This is a genomic window from Rathayibacter caricis DSM 15933 (assembly GCF_003044275.1).
Lineage (GTDB): Bacteria > Actinomycetota > Actinomycetes > Actinomycetales > Microbacteriaceae > Rathayibacter > Rathayibacter caricis.
In genome coordinates this window covers 1,319,512-1,340,324 of sequence record NZ_PZPL01000001.1, presented here as the reverse complement: position 1 = coordinate 1,340,324, position 20,813 = coordinate 1,319,512, and the positions used below count along the sequence as shown (strand labels likewise).

Below are 20,813 nucleotides of genomic sequence, written 5' to 3'. Positions count from 1 at the left end.
GGTTACGCCTTCTTCGCAGCGGCGTTGACGGCCTCGACCAGCTGCTCCGGGTCGCTCTTGCCGGCGAGCAGGTCGACGACTCCGACGTTCAGCGCGTTGCCGACGTTGAGGCCGTAGACGGTGTCGAGCCACTGCGACACGTAGGGCGCCGAGTTGTAGGCGGCCAGGATGTCCTGCAGGTACGGCTCGGTGACGGCCTCCTGGGCGACCTGGTTGACCGGCGGAGCGTTGAAGGCGGCGTAGTACTCCTTCTGCACATCGGCGGTCGCGAGGTAGTTCAGGAAGTCCACGCACTCGGCGGGAGCATCGACCGAGCAGGAGTAGCCGTCGACGCCGCCCATGATCGAGCCGGGCTCGCCCTCTCCGCCGTCCACCTCGGGGAAGGGGAACCAGCCCAGGTCGGGCAGGGGCTCCTCGTCGGGGGTGAGGGAGGCGATGACGCCCGGGTTCCAGGCGCCCATGAGCTCCATGGCGGCCTGGCGGTTGGCCAGCAGGCCCGCCGAGCTGCCGGCGCCCTGCTGGGCGGCGGTGGTGAGGAAGCCCTCGTTGAACGGCTCGGTCTCGGAGAAGGTCTGGAGGTCTTCGGCGGCCTTGACCCAGCACTCGTCCGAGAAGTCCTTCGAGTCGGCCGCCTCGGCCATCGTGTCGGCGCTGCACTCGCGCAGCGCGAAGAAGTAGTACCAGTGCGCGGCGGGCCAGGCGTCCTTGCCGCCGAGCGCGATCGCCTGGGTGCCGCTGCCCTTGAGAGCGGTGACGGCGGAGTCGAGCTCCTCGAGGGTCGACGGCGGGGTGCTGATGCCCGCCGCGGTGAAGAGGTCCTGGCTGTAGAAGACGCCGCCGGGGAGCACCGCGACCGGCATCGCCCAGACCTTGTCGTCGAGGGTGTTGGCTCCGAAGGAGCCCTCGGTGATCTCGCTCTTGGCCTCGTCCGAGATCTTGTCGGTCAGGTCCATCAGCTGGCCGCCGGCGACCATGGCCGCCATCTTGCCGCCGCCGCGCTGGAGGAAGATGTCCGGCGCGTCGCCGGAGTTGAGCGCGGTCTGCAGCTTGCCGTCCAGGTCCTCGTTCTGGATGGCCTGCGGGGTGATGGTGACTCCGGGGTTCGCGGCCTCGAAGTCGGCGACCGTCTTGTCCCAGAACTCCTGGCCGGGGCCCGTGGTGGAGTTCTGCCAGAGGGTCATGGAGACGGTGCCGTCGGAGGAGCCGGACTCCTGGGCGGAGCAGCCGCTCAGGGCCGCTGCCGCGCCGAGCAGGGCGACGGTGGCCACTGCGATCTTTCTGAACTTCATCGTTCGACCTGTTCTCTTCATCGAGTGGGCGCCGCCAGGGAGAGCGGCGCCGAGGTGCACCCGCCGTTCATCCGGTGGGCGAGGTCAGTCTCCGTACTGCTCAGCGGGAGCGTCAAACGTTTTCGAAATCATTTTCCAAACGGCGTCCCGGAGGGTTAAGGTCGGTCCTGTGAGTCACCGTCCGACCATCCACGACGTCGCCGCCGCGGCCGGAGTCTCGGTCGCGACGGTCTCGAAGGCGGTCAACGGCCGGTACGGCATCGCCGCCGCGACGGCCACGCGCGTGCTCGACGTGGTGCGCGAGCTGGGCTACGAGTCGAGCCTCGTCGCGAGCAGCATGCGCTCGCGGCGCACCGGCGTGATCGGCGTGCTCGTCGCCGACTTCGAGCCGTTCCGCGCCGAGATCCTGAAGGGCGTGGGCGCCGAGCTGCGCGGCTCGCGCTTCGACCTGCTCGCCTACAGCGGCTCCCACCAGGGCGAGGGCGAGGGCTGGGAGCGGCGCTCGCTGAGCCGCCTGAGCGGCACCCTGATCGACGGCGCGATCATGGTCACTCCGACGGTCCTCACCGCGGCCTCGGACATCCCGCTCGTCGCCATCGACCCGCACACCGGGCGGGCCGACCTGCCCACGGTCGAGTCCGACAGCTACGGAGGCGCGCTGCAGGCGACGCGGCACCTCGTCGAGCTCGGGCACCGGCGGATCGGCTTCGTGGCCGGCCGTCCGGACCTGCGCTCGGCGCGCCTGCGCGAGGCCGGCTACCGCGCCGCGCTGTCGGAGGCGGGCATCGCGTTCGACGAGCGGCTCGTGCACGTGGGCCTGTACCAGCACGACACCGCGCGCCGGCCCGCCTCGGCGCTGCTGTCGCTCCCGGACCGGCCCACCGCCGTGTTCGCCGCGAACGACGTGTCGGCCATCGCGATCATCGAGATCGCGGCGCGGATCGGGCTCGACGTGCCGCGGGACCTGTCGGTGGTCGGCTTCGACGACGTCCCGGAGGCGTCGCGCCTGGATCCGCCGCTGACGACCGTCCGGCAGCCGATGCAGACGCTCGGCTCGACGGCCGCCGAGATGCTGACGGCGCTGATGGCGGGCGAGACACCGCGCTCGCTGCACGTGCGGCTGCCGACGCAGCTGGTGCAGCGCGCGACGACGGGGCCGCCGCCGGGGCGGTGAGCGGCTCGCGCGGCGGGTCTCGAGACGCCCCTGCGGGGCTGCTCGACCTGCAAGGGGGCCCCTCCGCGCTGGTCGAGAAGGACTGCAGGGCCTCTCCCTGCTGATCGAGTAGGCCGCGCAGCGGCCGTCTCGAGATCCGCTGCCACCCGGAGAGATGCGGGCTGCTCGACCAGCCGCGGTAACCTTATCAGGGCCCGGGGAGTTGGTAAAGTTATCACTATGCGTGACGCCGTCGACAATCCCTTCAGCCCCGGCTCCGACACGGTTCCCGAGATCTGGGCGGGTCGCACGGCCCAGTTGAGCGACTGGCGCGACATCCTCCGTCCGCGCCTGCATCGCGGGCTGCCGGAGCGGGGCCGCACGATCCTCGGCGAGCCGGGACTGGGCAAGTCGTCACTCGTGCGGCGCATCGCGCAGGACGCGGCGGCGGGAGGCGACTGGGTGACCCCGCAGCTGCGCATCCCCTCGGGCGCCGATCCGCTGAAGCTCCTGGCCGCCGCGCTACTGGTGCTCGCCGACGCCGCCGGGCTCGCGACGGCGCGCGAGAAGCGGCTCGCCGGCGTGCTCGAACGGGTGCAGGCCGTCGCCGCGTCCGGGATCTCGCTCACCCTCCGCGGGAGAGAAGGGCCCGAGCCCCACACCGCTCTCACCGAGCTGCTCGTCGAAGTGGGCCGCGCGGCGATCGCGCAGGACGTGGTCGCGCTCATCCACCTCGACGAGGTGCAGAACATCGTCGACGAGAGCGCCCTCTCGCAGCTCCTGATCGCCCTCGGCGACGCGATCACGCACGAGGTGGTCGTCGAGCTGCCCGGAGGCGTCCGGGTGACCCGCTTCCTGCCGCTGGCGGTCTACCTGACCGGCCTCCCCGACTTCGAGGACCGGGCCGGTGCGCAGAAGGGCGCGACGTTCGCGCGACGGTTCAAGACGACCGTGCTCACGGCGATCGACGACGACGACATCGTCGCGGCGCTCCAGGATTTCGTGCTGCCCGGCTGGGACGTTCCGGACGAGCGGGGCGGGACGACCCGCATCCGCATGGAGAGCGACGCGGTCGCGGTGGTCGTGGAGCTGTGCCGCGGCGAGCCGTTCCTGTTCCAGCTCGCGGGCGAGAGCGCCTGGTACGCCGGGACCGGCACGACGATCACCCGGCAGCAGGTGCTCGCGGGGTGGCGCGGAGCGCAGAGGGAGGCTGCGGCGCACGTCGAGCGCATCCTCGGGCGGCTGCCTCCGCGCGAACTCGCGTTCCTCGAGGCGATGGCGTCGATGCCGGCCCGCGACCGCACCCTCACCCGCATCGCCCGGGCGATCGGCCTCTCGAAGCCGACCGAGGCGGGGACCACCGCGCAGCGCCTCGACACCGTGCGCGGGATCATCGACCGCGGGACGCTGTACCGGTTCCGGCACCGGGCCATCGAGGCGTACCTGACGAGCGAGTGGCCGCGGGCGGAGTAGCGGGCGCGCGGCTCCTCGAGCCGTCCGCTTGCAGGAGTTCTTGACGTCTGCCATAGTCGAACCGGTTCGAACACGAGGAGGTGGACATGGCCACGATCGGCGATGTCGCGAAAGCGGCCGGCGTCTCCCGCAGCACCGTCTCCTACGCGCTCTCGGGCAAGCGGAGCATCTCTCTCGAGACCCAGCAGCGCATCAAGGACGCGATCCGCGACCTCGACTTCACGGTCAACGCCGGCGCCCGCGCCCTGGCCACGCGCAGGACGATGGCCCTCGGCCTCCTCGTCCACTTCGATCCGGACGAGTTCGCCCCGGCGATGATGGAGTACATCCTCCCGATCACGACCCGCGCCCGCGAGCTCGGCTACGACATCCTGATGGCCACCGAGCCCGACGGTGCCGCCGCCCTCACCCGCGTCACGAGCTCCGAGATGGTCGACGGAGTGATCCTGCTCAGCGTCTCGACCCAGGACGACCGCCTCCCCGCACTGACGGCGGCCCGTCAGCCCGGCGCCGCCATCGGAGTCCCCCAGGACGCGGCCGGCGTGGACGTCTTCGACCTCGACTTCCGGGACGCGGGTCGCCTGCTCGTCGAGCACCTGGCCGCGCTCGGCCACCGACGGGTCGGTCTGATCACGCCCCCGATCCACGTCTTCGAGCGCGGCGGCACCTACGGCGTCCGCTTCCGCGACGCCGCTGTCGAGACCGCCGCCGCTCGGAACGTGGAGCTGAGCATCCGGGCGTCCGAGACGACGGCCGCGGCGATGGAGCCGATGGTCAACACGTTCCTCGACGAGAACCCCGATCTCACAGCGCTCATCGTGCACAGCGACCGCGCGGTCGCGATGCTCCCCTCGATCCTCGGTCGTCGCGGCATCTCCGTCCCCGGGCAGCTCTCGGTCGTGAGCCTGTACTCGGGCGAGTTCGCCCGGGACTTCTCGCTCCCCTACACGTTCGTCGAGACGGGTCCCACCGAGCTCGGCGCACAGGTCGTCGAGCGCCTCGTCGACCGCATCGAGCATCCGGAACGCGCGGACGCCCCGGCGATCCGCCTCCTCGACGCCCGACTCGTCGATCGCGGGAGCGCCGTCGCCCTCTGACCCGGCACCGCCCGGTCCCCTGTTCTCGTCGATCATTCGTCGAACCGGTTCGAACCCGAGCCACTCCCCCACACAGCACTCACGACATCAAGGAGGATCTTGTGATCACCAGGAAGTCCACCCGCGCCGGCACCGCACTCGCCGTCGCCGCCCTCTCGACGCTCGCTCTCGCGAGCTGCTCGGCCTCCACCGGAGGCGAGTCCACCGACGCCGCCGGCGGCGCCTACACCTGGTGGGACCCGTACCCCCAGTACGACGCGTCCTCGGACTGGGCGAAGGTCATCGACGCCTGTGCCGCCGACGCCGGTGTCACCATCGAGCGGACGGCGTACGACACGTCCGATCTCACCAACAAAGCACTCCTCGCGGGTCAGCAGGACAACTCCCCCGACCTGCTGCTGATCGACAACCCGGTCGTCTCCACGCTCGCCGAGGCCGGCGTCCTGACCACGACGGACGAGAGCGGCCTCAGCACCGACGGCTTCGCCGAGAACATCCTCTCGGCCGGTCAGATCGACGGCGACACCTTCGGCGTCCCGATCGGCGCGAACACCCTCGCGCTCTACTACAACCCCGCCGTGCTCGAGAAGGCGGGCGTCGACATCGCCTCCGTGACCGACTGGGCCTCGCTGACCGCGGCGCTCGAGAAGGTCGCGGCGACCGGGGATACGGGCATCACGTTCTCGGCGGTCGGCACCGAGGAGGGCTCGTTCCAGTTCCTGCCGTGGTTCTGGGGATCGGGCGCCGAGCTGACCGACCTCTCGAGCGACGACGCGGTCTCGGCCCTCGCGCTCTGGACCGACTGGATCGAGAAGGGCTACGCGCCCAACTCCGTCATCAACAACACCCAGACGACGAGCTGGCAGGAGTTCCAGGCCGGCAACGTCGCGTTCGCCGAGAACGGCACCTGGCAGAAGGCGTCCGCGGCCGAGGCCGGCTACGAGGTCCTGCCGATCCCCGCGAAGGACGGCGGGAACGCCGCCGCTCCCACCGGCGGCGAGTTCCTCAGCCTGCCCGTCCAGTCGGACGACTCCCGCTACGAGGTCTCGGCGCAGATCGCGTCGTGCATGACCGACACCGAGAACATCGTCGGCACCGACAACGCCCTGAACTACGTCGCTCCGACGACCGACGCGCAGGAGGCGCAGCTCGCCGAGGACGCGACGCTGCAGCCGTGGATCGACGCCGTCGGCGCCGCCCAGGGCCGCACCGGCGACAACCTGGGCACCGACTACCCGCTCATCTCCGAGCAGCTCTGGACCGCGGTGCAGAGCTCCATCACGGGCAGCTCCAGCCCCGAGGACGCCCTGAAGGCCGCGCAGGACGCCGCGGCCTCCGCCACCGAGTAGAGCGACCGAGCAGCCGGGCCTCCCGCACCTCGCGGGAGGCCCGGCCGACGAGAGGCAGTCATGACGACCACCCCCATCGCGCCGAGTCCCGCACCGGCCACCCGCCCTCCGTCCTCCGCGAGGAGCGAGCGCCGCTCCCCGCGACGCGGACCGTCGCCGGAGCGCTGGGCCGCCCTCGCGTTCCTCGCGCCACTGCTGGTCTACCTGGCCGTCTTCTACGCGTATCCGCTGTTCCGCAATCTCGAGTTGAGCGTCCGCGGCTACACCGTGCGCAGCTTCGTCCAGGGCGGCGCCCCGTTCGTCGGCGTCGACAACTACCTCGACGTCTTCACCTCGGCGACGTTCCTGCCCGCCGTCTCGCACACGGCGGTCTTCGTCCTGGCGTCGATCGTGTTCCAGTACGTCATCGGCTTCGCGCTCGCGGTCTTCTTCTACAGCGGCTTCCGCCTCTCGGGAATTCTCAGAGCGCTCTTCCTCGTGCCGTGGCTGCTGCCGCTGATCGTCTCGGCGTCGACCTGGTCCTGGATGCTGAACAGCGACTCCGGGATCGTGAACGCCTTCCTGCAGGCCATCGGCGGCCCGCAGATCAACTGGCTGACCGACCCCGACGTCGCCCTCACCGCGGTGATCATCGCGAACATCTGGATCGGCATCCCGTTCAACCTGGTGATCCTCTACTCGGGTCTGCAGGGGATCTCGACCGACATCTACGAGGCCGCCGCGCTCGACGGCGCGAACGCGTGGCAGAAGCTGATGCTGATCACCGTGCCGCTGCTGCGGCCCGTCTCGGCGATCACCGTGCTGCTGGGCCTGGTCTACACGCTGAAGGTCTTCGACATCATCTGGATCATGACCAAGGGCGGCCCGGCCGGCTCCTCGACCACGCTCGCCACCTGGACCTACCAGCTCGGCTTCGGGTCGACCCTCCCCGACTTCGGACCGGCCGCGGCGGTGGGCAACCTGCTCATCCTCCTGGCCCTCGTCTTCGGCCTCGTCTACATCCGCGTCCAGAGCCGCCAGGAGAAATCGTGACCACCACCCGCAGCTGGTGGAGGACCGCCCTGGGCGTCCTCTTCACCACGATCATGCTCTTCCCCGTCTACTGGATGATCGTCGTCTCGCTCACCAAGACCGGCGACATGCGCAAGAGCCCGCCGAGCCTGCTCCCGCTGGACCCGACCTTCGTCGGCTACGAGGCGGTGCTGCGCCAGCAGCTGCCGTTCCTCGGCACCAGCCTGATCATCGGGCTCGGCACGGTGGCCCTCACCCTGGCGATCTCGGCTCCGGCCGCCTACGCGCTCGCGAAGCTGCGCCCGCGCGGCACCGGGGTGCTGAACTTCGTGCTGCTGATCGCGCAGATGATCCCGGCGATCATCATGGCGATGGGCTTCTACGCCATCTACCTCAACCTGGGCATCCTCAACAGCCTGCTGGGGCTGATCATCGCGGACTCGACCATCGCCGTGCCGTTCGCGGTCCTGATCTTCTCGGCGTTCATGCAGGGCATCCCCGACGAGCTGCTCAACGCCGCGAAGATCGACGGCGCCTCGCAGTGGCGGACCTTCCGCTCGGTCGTGCTGCCCGTCAGCCGCAACTCCGCCGTCACGGTGTCGCTCTTCGCGTTCCTCTGGGCGTGGTCCGACTTCATCTTCGCGTCGACGCTGAACAGCGGAGGCGACCTGCGGCCGATCACGCTCGGCATCTACGCCTACATCGGCAACAACAACCAGGAGTGGAACGCGATCATGGCGGCCGCCGTCGTCGCCTCCGTCCCCGCGGCGGTGCTGCTCATCGTCGCCCAGCGCTACGTGTCGGCCGGAGTCACCGCCGGCGCCGTCAAGGACTGACTCCTCTCCTCCGCTCTCGAAAGGCACGACATGACCACCCGCATCCCCTTCGACATCCGCGAGATCCCTTTCAGCACCCGCGGCGCCTGGATGGACGTCTCGCCCGTGATCGGCCTGCACCGGATCGTGGACGACCTCCACCTGGTCTCGCACCGGACCCGGATGACAGCCGTCCTCCGCCTGAAGGCGCGGAGCGCCGCGGGCGAGCGGCTGAGCCCCTCGGCCGACAGCTCGGTGCTGACCTGGAGCGGAGACGGCGCACGGGTGCAGGCGCTCTTCGACGGCCCCGACGTCCTCCGGTTCGCCGGAACGGGCTCCGAGCTGACTCTCACCGACGCGGCGAGCGAGCTGACCCCCTTCACCGGGACGTTCCTCTACGAGGACCCGGTGTCCGGTGCGTTCACCTTCACCTCGTACGAGACCGGGCGCCGCTACCGCGTCACCGTTCTCGCCGGGGACGTGCGCGCCACGGGATCCGAGCAACTCGGCGCGGGAGAGCGGTCGCTGACGATCTCCGGCGACCGGTGGGAGATCGCCGTGGAGGAGTTCGCGACGGCCGCTCCTCCGCTCGAGCTCGGCACCGGCTTCGACGAGGCTCTCGAGGAGGCGGACGACCGCTTCGAGGCCTACCTCGACGCGATCGCCGGCTGGCGGGACGACCGCGCACCGGCGGCGGCCCTCGCCGCCTACGTCCTCTGGTCGGCGACCGTCGCTCCGGCCGGGTTCCTCGGGCGCGAGGCGATCCTGATGTCGAAGCACTGGATGGACAAGCTCTGGAGCTGGGACCACTGCTTCAACGCCCTCGCCCTCGCCGAGGGCGCTCCTGAGGAGGCGCTCGGGCAGTTCCTCCTCCCGTTCGACCACCAGACGCCCGAGGGCGCGCTGCCGGACTCGATCGCGCACTCGGAGGTGCTCTACAACTACGTCAAGCCGCCGATCCACGGCTGGGCCTTCGCGAGGATGCGCTCGTCCCTCGAGCCGCTGACCACGGAGAAGCTGCGCGAGGTGCACGACCGGCTCGCGAGCTGGTCGCTCTTCTGGCTCGACCACCGCACCGCTCCCGGTCGCGTCGCTCCCTACTACCAGCACGGCAACGACTCCGGCTGGGACAACTCGACGAGCTTCGATCGCGACCGCGTCGTCGAGTCGCCCGATCTCGCCGCGTTCCTGCTCCTCCAGCTCGAGGTCGTCGCGGGTCTCGCCGACGAGCTGGGGCTGCCGAGCTCCGCATGGCGCGAGAGCCGGTGCGTGCTCGCGGAGGAGTTGCGTGGGATGTGGGACGGCACGGCACTGGCAGGACGCTCGCCGCTCCACGGCCGCACCGCCACGACGACGAGCCTGCTGAACCTCCTCCCCCTCCTCGCCGCCGAGGAGCTCACGGACGAGATGATCGCGACGATGCTCGAGTCGCTCGCCCCGCACCTCACCGAGTGGGGGCCGGCGACCGAGGCGCCGAGCTCACCCCACTACGAGCCGGACGGGTACTGGCGCGGACCGATCTGGGCGCCGTCCACGTTCCTCCTCGTCGACGGGCTGCGCCGGGCGGGCCGGGACGACCTGGCCGACGACGTCTCCGCCCGCTTCCGGCGCCTGTGCGAGCGCAGCGGCTTCGCCGAGAACTTCGACGCCCTCACCGGCGAGGGACTGCGCGACCGCGCCTACACCTGGACCGCGAGCGTCTACCTCCTGCTCGCCCGGGAATCTCCCGCCCCGGCCGGATCCGCGGAGTGAGCGCCTCCGAAGCCCCGGCGCTCAGCGGCTTCCGGCGGGAGGGCGACGGTGTGGCGTGGACCGGGAACGGCGAGACGCTGCTGCTGCAGCCCTGGGGGCCGGACAGCATCCGGGCGAGGAGCGTCCCGCTCGGTCCGGTCCTCGACACCGACTGGGCGCTGCTGCCCCCCGAGGACGCCGAGTCGACCCTCGTCCTCGACGGGCGCACGGCGACTCTGCGCGTCGGCCGGCTCGTCGCGACTCTGACCGAGGAGCACGTGCTCGATCTCCAGCTCGGGCACGACGTCTTCGCGTGCCGGGTCTCCTACAGCGATGCCGACGGTCGCGAGCTCCTCTCGGAGCTCTCGTCGGGAGGGTCGCTGAAGCTCCGCGCCCGCGACCACCGGCCGACCGCGCACGGAGCCGGTCCGGCGACGATGAGCTTCGATCCGCCCGCCGGCGAGCACCTCGTCGGCATGGGCGTCTACCAGCAGGACCTCATCGACCTCAAGGGCGCGACGCTGGAACTCGCGCACCGCAACTCCCAGGCGTCGGTGCCCTTCGTCCTCTCCAGCCGCGGCTACGGATTCCTCTGGCACGACCCCTCCGTCGGCCGCGCCGTGTTCGCGACGAACCGCACGGAATGGCATGCGGCGGCCACTCGGCAGATCGACTACTGGATCACCGCCGGACGCACCCCGGCCGACATCACCCGCTCGTACGCCCGGGCGACCGGAGCCTCCCCCGAGATGCCCGAGTACGGCCTCGGCTTCTGGCAGTGCAAGCTGCGGTACTGGAACCAGGAGCAGCTTCTCTCGGTCGCCCGCGAGCACCGCCGACGCGGGCTGCCCATGGACGTCATCGTGGCCGACTTCTTCCACTGGCCCCGGATGGGCGACTTCCGCTTCGAGGAGGAGTTCTGGCCCGATCCCGCCGCCATGGTCGCCGAGCTGAACGAGCTCGGCATCGAGCTCATGGTGTCGGTCTGGCCCCAGGTGTCGGTCGAGTCCGAGAACTTCGCCGAGTTCCGGCAGAGGAACCTCCTCGCGACCGCGCTCCGGGGGCCGGACGTGCAGATGTCGTTCGAGGGCCCGAGCATGTTCCTCGACGTCACGAACCCGGAGGCGGCGGATCGGCTCTGGGAGCTCTGCAAGCGCAACTACCACGACCTTGGGATCCGGCTGTTCTGGCTCGACGAGGCCGAACCGGAGTACGCGGTCTACGACCACGACAATTACCGCTTCCACTCCGGGCCCGCGCTGGAAACCGGGAACATCTATCCGCAGCGCTTCTCGCGGGCCTTCTTCGAAGGCCAGCGGGCGGCCGGGCAGGAGGAAGTCGTGAACCTCGTCCGCTGCGCCTGGGCGGGGAGCCAGCGCTACGGAGCGCTCGTGTGGTCGGGCGACATCGGCACGACCTTCGCGGATCTCCGTCGGCAGATCACCGCGGCGATCCATGTGGGCGCCGCCGGGATCCCCTGGTTCACGACCGACATCGGCGGCTTCCACGGCGGGGACCCGGACGACCCGGCGTTCCGCGAGCTGCTCATTCGCTGGTTCCAGTTCGCGACCTTCTGCCCCGTGATGCGCCTGCACGGCGATCGACGGCCCACCGAGCAGGTCGCGGCGGCGGACGGCGGTCGACGCAGTCCGTCCGGCGGGGCGAACGAGATCTGGAGCTTCGGGGACGAGGCCACCGAGATCCTCACCGAGCACCTGGCGATCCGCGAGCGGCTCCGCCCGTACGTCCGGGCCGTGTTCGACGAGGCGCACACCGACGGGCAGCCCGTGCTCCGCGGGCTCTTCCACGGGTTCCCCGAGGACCCTCGCGCCTGGACGACGGCGGACGAGTTCCTCTTCGGACCGGACCTGCTCGTGGCTCCGGTCCTGCAGGCGGGGGCGCGGAACCGCACGGTCTACCTGCCCGGCGGAGCGCGCTGGACCGACCTGTGGACGCGCGTCTCCTACGAGGGCGGGCAGACCGTCGAGGTCGAGGCTCCGCTGGAGCGGATCCCGGTCTTCGGACGGGACTCCGTATATCCGATCGTCCACTGAACCCCCGACGGGTACTTGAGGAGATGCACGGGTGCCCTTGTGCGTCGACAGCGTTCGATCGTACGGTCGTCGAACCGGTTCGAGGCAGCGACGCCATCGACCAGTGGTCGTGAGGCTCGCGCCTCCTGATCGGCCGGTTCCGCCCCACAGAAAGAGATCCCTGTGACAACGATGTCCCCCCGGAGGCGCGGAGCACGCACGCTCGCCCTCTCCCTGAGCGCGGCCACGATCGCCGCCCTCGCCGTCGCGCTCCCCAGCGCACCGGCCGCCGTGGCGGCCGAGACCGCCATCCCCGCCGACGCCCTGCTCCTGAAGTACGACTTCGAGCAGGGCCAGGTGAACGGAGCGACCGTCACCGACCTCGGCTCGAAGAAGCTGAACGGCACCGTCGTGAACAGCGCCGGCGCCGCCTACATCGAAGGCCGCACCGCGGGCACCAAGGCGATCGACCTCCCCGGAGGAGCGGCGAACTCGACCACCGCGCCCTACATCACCGTGCCGAACGGGCTGTTCCAGGGCGTCAGCGCCACGACGGTCTCGGCCTGGACCAAGTGGTCCGGCACCGAGGGCTTCCAGTGGCTCTGGTGCCTCGGCATCAGCCCCGACGCCGCCTCGGCCTTCTCTCCCTCGTTCACCGACGGAGACGGGAACGCCCGGGCGATCGTCAAGCAGCTGCGCGGAGGAGGCGAGGCGGGGGTCTCGAGCACCACGCCGCTGCAGAAGGACCAGTGGGTCAACCTCACCGCGACGATGGACGGCACCTCGATCGTCCTCTTCGTCAACGGCCTGCAGGTCGCGACGGCCCCCGCCTCGGTCGATCTCGCCGCGCAGCTCTTCTCGAGCTCCGCGACCAAGAGCGGCAACATCGGCCGCGCGCTCTGGAACGTGCACCCCTACTACGACGGGGCGATCGACGACTTCCGCGTCTACAACCGGGTCCTCACCGCCGATCAGATCCGCGGACTCGCCGGAAGCGCGGCGCCGACCGTGACCGGCCTGATCTCGACGTCAGTCGACGTGACGACCGCGATCGGCGTCGCACCCGCACTGCCCGGAGTGCCGGCCCGCTACTCCGACGGCATCGAGCGGCCGGCGCCCGTGACCTGGGACGCGGTCCCGGCCTCGTCCTACGCGGCGCGCGGCACGTTCACCGTGAAGGGCGTCGTCACCGAGACCGGCGAGGCCGTCACCGCGACCGTCGCCGTCCGCACCGCGGGCGAGATGACGATCGACCTCGGAGCCCCGACCGGCGACTTCATGGGCGGCGCCTCGGGCACCCTCTACGGCGTCTACGGGAAAGGCCTCCCCTCCGACAACCTCCTCGAGGGCATCGACCTGCGCACCGTCTCGACCAAGGCGCAGGACGGCCCGCAGCACCCGGGCGCCGACGCGCTCGACGTCGCGAAGGCCGTCGCCGACACCTCCGACGGCGACACGTACATCTACATGACCGACATCTACCGCGGCTTCCCCTACCAGTGGCCCGGCAGCACGCCCGAGGAGAAGCTCGACGGCTACATGGACAAGATCGCCTCGCAGGTCGATCAGGTGCTGGCCCTCGACGAGAAGTACCAGGACAACATCGTCTTCGTGCCGTTCAACGAGCCCGAGGGCAACATGTTCGGCGACGGGCAGTGGAGCTACAACGGGACGAGCTGGCTGAACGACCCCACGGACTTCTTCGCCGCCTGGGACCGCGCGCACGCGCTCATCAAGGAGAAGATGCCCGACGCCCGGATCTCGGGACCGAACACCAGCCTCCTGTTCAACCAGGTGAAGGGCTTCCTCGCCCACACGATCGAGGCCGGCACCGTCCCCGAGGTCATGACCTGGCACGAGCTCAGCGCACCGGGCGTCATCCGCACGGCCGTCGACCGCTACCGCGGCTGGGAGGACGAGCTCTTCGTCGGCACGGAGTACGAGGGGAAGCACCTCCCCATCAACCTCAACGAGTACGCCTTCAACTACCACACCTCCGTCCCCGGGCAGATGATCCAGTGGATCAGCGCACTCGAGGACAAGAAGGTCGACGGCGACATCGCCTACTGGAACATCGACGGCAACCTCAGCGACTCCGCCGTCCAGGCGAACCGCGCCAACGGCCAGTGGTGGCTCCTCAACGCCTACGCGCAGATGAGCGGCGACACCGTCGCGGTGACTCCGCCGAAGCCCGGCGAGAGCTACACGCTGCAGGGCGTCGCGACCCTCGACACCGACCTCAAGCAGGCCCGCGCGATCTTCGGCGGCTCCGGCGGACCGCAGACCGTCGGCTTCGACCGCATCCCCAGTGCCACCTTCGGCTCGAAGGTGCACGTGAAGGTGAACGAGATCCGCTGGAGTGGCCAGGTCGGCGACTCCGGCGCGCCGCAGACGGTGAAGGAGTTCGACGTCGCGCCCGTCAACGGCAGCGTCTCGCTCGACTTCGGGGGCTCGCTCCCCGCCCTCGACATCGACTCCGCCTACGAGGTCATCCTCACTCCGGGCGCCAATGCGACCGCGTCGTCCGCGTCTCCTGTCGACTTCCGGCAGAAGTACGAGGCCGAGACCGCTCCCTTCACCGGGCAGCGCTTCCTCAACGGGCCCGAGGGCTCGCCCAGCAATGTCGGCGGCTTCTACACGTCCGGCGGTCGCAACATCGGCGGCTTCCGCACGGGCGGCGACCTGAAGGTCGACTTCCAGGTCACGGTCCCGAAGGACGGCGAGTACGACCTGAGCGTGTTCGGCAACTCGCAGAACACCTTCGCCGCCAACGCGGAGCAGGGTCCGATCAACACGTTCCTCACCGTCGACGGCGCGGCCGAGCAGGAGATCTACCTCCCGCTCGCCTACAAGTTCGTCGTGTGGGACCACGTGGACACCAAGGTCAAGCTCACCGCCGGCACCCACACCATCAGCCTCTCGGCGAAGAACCTCGCCGGGACCAAGGGCACCAAGGGTGACGGGATCGTCGACAAGATCGAGCTGTCGCTGCCGAACGCCGCGGCCGCCTCGACGATCTACGAGTCCGAGGTGAGCACGCTCGAGAGCGGAGCGACCACCGACTACTCCCGCACCGGCGTCTCGGGCTCCGGCGCCGCGAAGCTCACCACCGGCGCGAGCAGCGTCGTCTGGGCCTACAGCGCGAAGGACGCCCCCTCCTCGGTCACCGTCGACACCCTCGGCGGCGGCACCGGCGACCTCTGGGTCAACGGTGTCAAGATCGGTGCGGTCAGCACCAGCAGCACGAAGCAGATCTTCCTCTCGGGCGGCGTCAACAAGATCGAGGTCGTCGGCACCGGCGGCACCCTCCTCGTCGACCGCGTCGTGATCGGCAAGGCCGTCGCGCCCCAGGCGACCACGTCGTACGAGGCGGAAGCCGCCACCATCACCGGTCCGGCCGTCGTCCGCGATCTCTCGCTGGCCTCCGGCGGCAAGGCGGTCGGCCAGATCGGCGGCGGTCGTGACGGAGCGTCGAAGATCGTCTTCGGCGACGTGCAGGCCGCAGCCGACGGGTCGTACGCCCTGACGCTGCGCTACTCCAACGAGGAGCAGTCCCCCGCGACGCACTACAACCCCGACCCGATCGCCCGCCATGCGGACATCACGGTCAACGGAGTCACGCAGCGCGTCCTGTTCCCGCACACGTTCCACCAGAACCAGCTGTGGGACCTCAGCGTGCCCGTCACGCTGAAGAAGGGCACGAACGTCATCGAGATCACCTCGAAGGAGCTGCCCGGCTTCGACGGAGTGACCTACCTCTCGGACACCTTCCCCGGCGTCCAGCTCGTGTCCCAGTACGCGCCGAACATCGACAGGATCTCGGTCACGCCGCTCGTGGCCTCCACCGCGAAGCTGTCCGTGGTCGCCTCCTCGAGCACCCGGTGCATCGCGGGGAAGGTCGTGCTGACGACCACGGCCAAGAACACGGGGTCCGCGCCGATCGACGTCGTGATGACGTCGGCCTTCGGCACCAAGACCGTCAAGGCCGTCGCCCCGGGCGCGAACGCCACGGGCTCCTTCACGACGCGTCAGGCGTCCGTGCAGGCCGGGTCCGTGACGGTCGACTCGTCGGGTGTCGTCGGTGGCGCGAAGGTCACGGACAAGCAGACGGCGGCCTACGCGGCGGCCACCTGCCGCTAGCCGCTCCCGGCGGGGTGGGGCGTCTCTCGGAGGCGCCCCACCCCGCCGCTCCCACGACCCTGCTCCCGCCGGCCACGACGTCGGCGCGATGAACGGAGAAACCACCAATGACCCACCGCTCCCTCCTGACCCGCGGAGTCGCCGGACTGGCCGGAGGACTCCTCGTCCTCGGCGTCGCCGGCACCGCGGCCGCCGCTGAGATCGAGATCGACACGAACGACGTCGACGTCAGCGTCGACATCGCCCCGCTCACCTCCAGTGCGCTCTCGATGACCGTCGCCGGCACATCGACCGCTCTGACCGAGAACGGATCGGACGCCGGAACCCGCCGATTCACCGGCACCCTGCCCACCGTGACAGTGACCGACACCCGCGATCCCGCCGACATCCCCGAGGAGGCCGGCTGGTACGTCCTCGGATCGGCGAGCGACTTCACCAGCACCACCGGCGGGACGATCGGAGCCGAGAACCTGGGCTGGGCTCCCGCGCTCCTCGACGGCGGCGAGTCCGGTCTCGTCGCCGAGGGCGACGTCGTCGACCCGGCACTCGACGGGGGCGTGAACGGAGTGGGACTCGTCGACCAGGAGCTCCTGGCCAAGACCGACGAGTCGGCCGCCATCGCCGAGGAGGGCAGCTGGACGGCGAACGCCGAGCTGACCCTGAAGACCCTGCCTACGGTCGGAGCCGGGCAGTACGACTCCGTGCTCACCCTCTCGCTCTTCGAGTGACGGGCGCGGCGGCGGCCGTCTCGGAATCGCCACCGCCCGGGACGCGCGGGTCTCGATACGCCCCTGCGGGGCTACTCGACCAGCAAGGGGGGAGGGAGGCCCGCTCCGTGCTGATCGCCGAGCCCTGCAGGGGCGCGCTCTCTGCTGATCGAGTAGGGCGCGCAGCGGCCGTATCGAGATCCACCACCGCCCCGAGCACACGGGACTGGATAGGGCCGCGACCAGCAGAGGACGACGCCGCCCCCGACCCCCCGTCAGTGGGTGTTTCTGTGACGATTCCCATCTATCCGCGCACCGGCGCCGAACCTCCGTGCAGAGTCGTGGGTGCACCGCTGGGGCGGTGCCGATCGCCCGCGCTCGGGACCGTCGACCGGAGGAGTCACGCCATGCTGGGAGACCGAGTACCGGATCCGAGGCTCGCCGCCCTGAACGAGCTGGACATCATGGGCACGCCCCCCGAGGAGCGCTTCGACCGCATCACCCGGATGGCGAAGGACCTCTTCGGCGTGGCGGTGGCCGAGATCCACTTCCTCGACGAGACCACCCTCTTCACGAAGTCGCCGCAGCTGCCCGGCTGGCCGCTCGAGTACCCGCGGGCCGGCACCTTCTGCGACGCGACGCTCCGCGAGCAGCGGATGCTCGTCATCCCGGATCTCGGGACCGACGGCGAGTTCGCGCAGCACGAGAACGTCGCGGGAGCCCCGCACGTGCGCTTCTACGCGGGCCGCCCGCTGATGGTCGAGGCCGACCTCGCGGTCGGCACCCTCTGCCTCCTCGACTTCGTGCCGCGAGACCTCTCGGCCGATCAGCAGGCACTGCTCGACGAGCTGGGCGACTGGGTCGAGCGGGAGCTCCGCGACCGGGTCGAGCGGGACCGCGCGGCCGACGTGCAGATGCGCCTGAGCCCCGCCGACGAGACGCTCCCGGCGGGCTACGAGCTCGCCGGCCTGTCGATCCCGCTGCACGGGCTCGCGGGCGACTTCTACAGCTGGCGCGGTGACGACGAGAGCATCGACCTCACCCTCGCCGACGTGATGGGCAAGGGAGCGGCCGCAGCGATCGTGGGTGCAGGGGTCCGCTCGGCGTTCCACGCCCGCTCCGGATCCACGCCGAGCGTCGCCGTGGCTGCCGTCAACGAGCAGCTGCTCGACGACTTCGCGGTGACCGGCACGTTCGCCACCCTGTTCCACGCGCGGCTCGAGACCGCGACCGGGCGCCTCGACTTCGTCGACGCCGGCCACGGCCTGTCGGTGCTCCTGCGCCCGGACGGCTCGTTCCAGCGCCTCGCGTCGCTCGGCCTGCCGCTCGGCATCGCCCCGGAGGGCGGCTGGGCCGACCAGACCGTCGAGCTCGCGCCCGGCGACTCCCTCGTCTCGTTCACCGACGGGCTGCTCGACCTCTACGACGGCACCCTCGAGTCGCTCGCCGAGGCGACCGCGCTCGCCCGCTCGTGCGGCAGCACGCAGGAGTTCTTCGACGCGATCCGCGCCCTCGCCGCCACGGAGAAGGCCCTCGACGACATCACGGTCCTGGTGGTGACCCGCACGTGAGGCGCGGAGAACCGCACCGAGCACGCGTCCTCCTCCTGGCGGCGTCGGCCCTCGCGCTCGCGCTCCTCGGCGCGCCCGTCGCGGCCGCCGCCGAGAGCGCGCCGTCCGCGGACGTGCTGGTCCCCGACTCCGGCGCCTACTTCGGCGCGAGCCTCGACTGGAGCATCGACAGCGCCGCGCAGCAGAGCGAGCGGCTCGGCGCCTCGGCCGCCGTGCTCGAGCACTCCGCCACGCTGCCGGTCTCGGACGACGAGACGACGTACCTCGCCCAGTTCCTGCGGCAGGCGGAGGGGGAGGGCGCGCTGGCCGCGATCACGCTGCGCCCCTCAGGTGACCTCGTCGGGTTCGACGAGGCCGACGCCGCCGAGACGGTCGACGCTCTCGCCCGCGCCCGCCAGGACGACGCGCTGCCGCTCTACCTGCGCTTCGCGCCGGACATGAACGCGGACTGGGTGCAGTGGGGTCAGGATCCGGACGCCTACATCGATGCGTTCCGGCTCTTCTCGGAGGCCGTGCGCGCCGAGCTCCCCGGGGCCGTCGTGGTGTGGTCCCCGGTCGCGGGCGGCGCCTACCCCTTCACGGCGGAGCCGGACGGGGCCGACCCGGCGCTCGACACCGACGGCGACGGCCGGCTCGCGGCCGGTGACGACCCGTACGGCCCGTACTACCCGGGCGACGAGTACGTCGACTGGGTGGGGCTCTCGGCCTACCACGACCCCAGCGGAGGCGGGCAGCCGCTGAACGAGGTGCCGCGCGCCGGCGCCCTCGACACGGCGCTCGACGGCGGCGGCGACCTCGACTTCTACGAGCGCTTCGCCGCCGCGACCGGCACCCCGATGATGCTCGAGACGGCCGCGTTCTTCAGCCCCGGCGCGGGCGGGCCCGGTGCTCTCGAGATCAAGCAGGAGTGGTGGCGCCAGGTCCTCGCGGCCGCCTCCGAGCAGGAGCACCCGCTGCTGGACGTCGTGCTGTGGCGCGACTCGTCGTCGGCCCGCGCCGTGGTCGGCGAGGTCGTCATCGACTGGAGCATCTCGACCAGCGAGGAGACGGCCGCGGCGTTCCGCGCCGATGCGGCCGGCAGCGAGCTCGTCTTCGGCCCGCTCTACGCCCCCTACGGCACAGCCGGACCGGTGAGCACGGGCGGCGGCACGATCGACGGCGCCGCCGCGTGGATCGTCGTGGCGACCGTCCTGCTGGCGGCCGTCGCACTGACGGTCTGGGGACTGCTCCGGGGCCGCACGAGCCGGCTCGCCTACGTCGGGCCGCCCTCGCGCGACCTGCGGATCGACCTCCTCCGCGGCGGCGCGATCGTGTTCGTCGTGATCAACCACCTCGCCCTCGTCTCGGTCTTCCAGAACGCGACGCAGGAGGCGATCGGCATGGTCTCGGGAGCGGAGCTGTTCGTGCTGCTCTCGGGCGCGGTCCTCGGGCTCGTGCACCGTCCGAAGATCGTGGGCGGCGGCATCGGCGAGGTGACGCTGCGCACCGGCGCTCGCGCCTGGAAGCTCTACGTCACGGCGATCGCGGTCACCCTGATCGTCGGGTTCGTCAGCCTCGTGCCGTTCCTGAACGCCGTGCCGGCGACGACCTACGTCGACCAGGGCACCGGAGCCGCGGGGAGCGAGGCCACGGGCCGCGTCTACGACCTCTACTCCGGCTTCGACGGGCTCGTCCGCTACCCCGTCGATCCGTCGGTGATCGTGGACCTCGCGCTCCTGCGCATCGGACCGTGGCAGGTCAACGTCCTCGGCCTCTACGTCGTGATGCTCGCGCTCGCGCCGCTGATCCTGTGGGCGCTCTCGCGGCGCCGCTGGATCCTCGTGCTCGCCGTGAGCTGGGGCGTCTACGTGCTGCAGATGCTGCTGGGCCTGCGTCTGCTGCCCTCCCAGTTCGAGGACTCGTTCCCGCTGCTCACCTGGCAGGCGCTGTTCGTCACGGGCATGGTCGCCGGCTTCCACCGGCGCGAGATCCTGGGCTGGTTCGCCACCCGCGCCGGGCGGATCGTGCTCGCCGTCTCGGTGATCGCCACGGTCGGTCTCGCGCTGTTCTCGTGGAACAACCCGTACCTCTCGAGCGCCTACGACCTGCGGCTGGACCTCGTGCCGGCGAACACGTTCTCGTCGATCTACTCCGTCGCCTTCGAGCGGACCACGCTCGACCCGGGCCGCGTGCTGAACGTGCTGCTCGTGACGATCACCGGGTACGCGCTCCTCAGCGTCCTCTGGAAGCCGATCCACCGGGTCCTGGGCTGGTTCCTCATCCCGCTCGGCCAGGCCACCCTCTACGTCTTCGTGATGCACGTGCTCTTCGTGCTGATCGTCGCCAACCTCCCGTTCCTCGATCGAGGGAGCATCGTGATCGACTCGCTCGCCTACGTCGTCGTCCTGGCCCTGCTCTGGGTCATGGTCAAGACGCGCTTCCTGTTCGGGATCGTGCCGCGATGA

At 70.7% G+C, this 20,813-nt stretch carries 13 protein-coding genes; 12 read left to right on the top strand and 1 reads right to left on the bottom strand.

Going from position 1 to position 20,813, the window contains the following annotated elements; translation table 11 throughout:
• Positions 1–2: 2 nt before the first annotated feature.
• On the bottom strand, positions 3–1,289 hold the full coding sequence (locus C1I63_RS06190; RefSeq protein WP_107574176.1) for an extracellular solute-binding protein: 1,287 nt from the start codon (positions 1,287–1,289) through the stop codon (positions 3–5).
• 169 nt (positions 1,290–1,458) lie between these two features.
• On the opposite strand from C1I63_RS06190, the gene C1I63_RS06185 reads away from it, so the two are divergent.
• The 12 genes from C1I63_RS06185 (at position 1,459) to opgC (ending at position 20,813) form a co-directional block, all read left to right on the top strand.
• Complete coding sequence (locus tag C1I63_RS06185; protein WP_107574175.1) at positions 1,459–2,463, top strand: LacI family DNA-binding transcriptional regulator; 1,005 nt, start codon at positions 1,459–1,461, stop codon at positions 2,461–2,463.
• 219 nt (positions 2,464–2,682) lie between these two features.
• Positions 2,683–3,915, top strand: a complete 1,233-nt coding sequence (locus C1I63_RS06180; protein WP_107574174.1) for an AAA family ATPase — start codon at positions 2,683–2,685, stop codon at positions 3,913–3,915.
• Positions 3,916–4,001: 86 nt separating this feature from the next.
• A complete protein-coding gene (locus C1I63_RS06175; protein WP_107574173.1) occupies positions 4,002–5,012 on the top strand; it encodes a LacI family DNA-binding transcriptional regulator in 1,011 nt (336 codons plus the stop codon).
• Positions 5,013–5,113: 101 nt separating this feature from the next.
• Positions 5,114–6,361 (top strand): sugar ABC transporter substrate-binding protein, encoded by a 1,248-nt coding sequence (locus C1I63_RS06170; RefSeq protein WP_107574172.1) that lies wholly within the window; start codon positions 5,114–5,116, stop codon positions 6,359–6,361.
• 60 nt (positions 6,362–6,421) lie between these two features.
• A complete protein-coding gene (locus C1I63_RS06165; protein WP_107574171.1) occupies positions 6,422–7,393 on the top strand; it encodes a carbohydrate ABC transporter permease in 972 nt (323 codons plus the stop codon).
• Positions 7,394–7,446: 53 nt separating this feature from the next.
• On the top strand, positions 7,447–8,208 hold the full coding sequence (locus C1I63_RS06160; protein WP_425326987.1) for a carbohydrate ABC transporter permease: 762 nt from the start codon (positions 7,447–7,449) through the stop codon (positions 8,206–8,208).
• A gap of 30 nt (positions 8,209–8,238) precedes the next feature.
• Positions 8,239–9,939: an amylo-alpha-1,6-glucosidase gene (locus C1I63_RS06155; RefSeq protein WP_107574169.1), complete on the top strand. Its 1,701-nt coding sequence runs from the start codon at positions 8,239–8,241 to the stop codon at positions 9,937–9,939.
• Entirely contained in the window at positions 9,936–11,972 is a 2,037-nt protein-coding gene (locus C1I63_RS06150) for a glycoside hydrolase family 31 protein (protein ID WP_211315581.1), read from the top strand. Before C1I63_RS06155 ends, C1I63_RS06150 begins: the two co-directional genes overlap by 4 nt.
• Before the next feature lie 171 nt (positions 11,973–12,143).
• A complete protein-coding gene (locus tag C1I63_RS06145) occupies positions 12,144–16,091 on the top strand; it encodes a LamG-like jellyroll fold domain-containing protein (RefSeq protein ID WP_107574168.1) in 3,948 nt (1,315 codons plus the stop codon).
• 107 nt (positions 16,092–16,198) lie between these two features.
• Positions 16,199–16,819: a hypothetical protein gene (locus tag C1I63_RS06140; protein WP_055785291.1), complete on the top strand. Its 621-nt coding sequence runs from the start codon at positions 16,199–16,201 to the stop codon at positions 16,817–16,819.
• Positions 16,820–17,205: 386 nt separating this feature from the next.
• On the top strand, positions 17,206–18,369 hold the full coding sequence (locus tag C1I63_RS06135; protein WP_107574167.1) for a PP2C family protein-serine/threonine phosphatase: 1,164 nt from the start codon (positions 17,206–17,208) through the stop codon (positions 18,367–18,369).
• Positions 18,366–20,813, top strand: a complete 2,448-nt coding sequence (gene opgC, locus C1I63_RS06130) for an OpgC domain-containing protein (RefSeq protein WP_107574166.1) — start codon at positions 18,366–18,368, stop codon at positions 20,811–20,813. Before C1I63_RS06135 ends, opgC begins: the two co-directional genes overlap by 4 nt.

Bases quoted from the DNA above. Each gene is read 5' to 3' on its own strand.
- C1I63_RS06145 (WP_107574168.1), top strand. From the start codon at position 12,144: ATGTCCCCCCGGAGGCGCGGAGCACGCACGCTCGCCCTCTCCCTGAGC.
- C1I63_RS06165 (WP_107574171.1), top strand. From the start codon at position 6,422: ATGACGACCACCCCCATCGCGCCGAGTCCCGCACCGGCCACCCGCCCT.
- C1I63_RS06155 (WP_107574169.1), top strand. From the start codon at position 8,239: ATGACCACCCGCATCCCCTTCGACATCCGCGAGATCCCTTTCAGCACC.
- C1I63_RS06190 (WP_107574176.1), bottom strand. From the start codon at position 1,289: ATGAAGTTCAGAAAGATCGCAGTGGCCACCGTCGCCCTGCTCGGCGCG.
- C1I63_RS06140 (WP_055785291.1), top strand. From the start codon at position 16,199: ATGACCCACCGCTCCCTCCTGACCCGCGGAGTCGCCGGACTGGCCGGA.
- C1I63_RS06135 (WP_107574167.1), top strand. From the start codon at position 17,206: ATGCTGGGAGACCGAGTACCGGATCCGAGGCTCGCCGCCCTGAACGAG.
- C1I63_RS06175 (WP_107574173.1), top strand. From the start codon at position 4,002: ATGGCCACGATCGGCGATGTCGCGAAAGCGGCCGGCGTCTCCCGCAGC.
- C1I63_RS06180 (WP_107574174.1), top strand. From the start codon at position 2,683: ATGCGTGACGCCGTCGACAATCCCTTCAGCCCCGGCTCCGACACGGTT.
- C1I63_RS06160 (WP_425326987.1), top strand. From the start codon at position 7,447: ATGCTCTTCCCCGTCTACTGGATGATCGTCGTCTCGCTCACCAAGACC.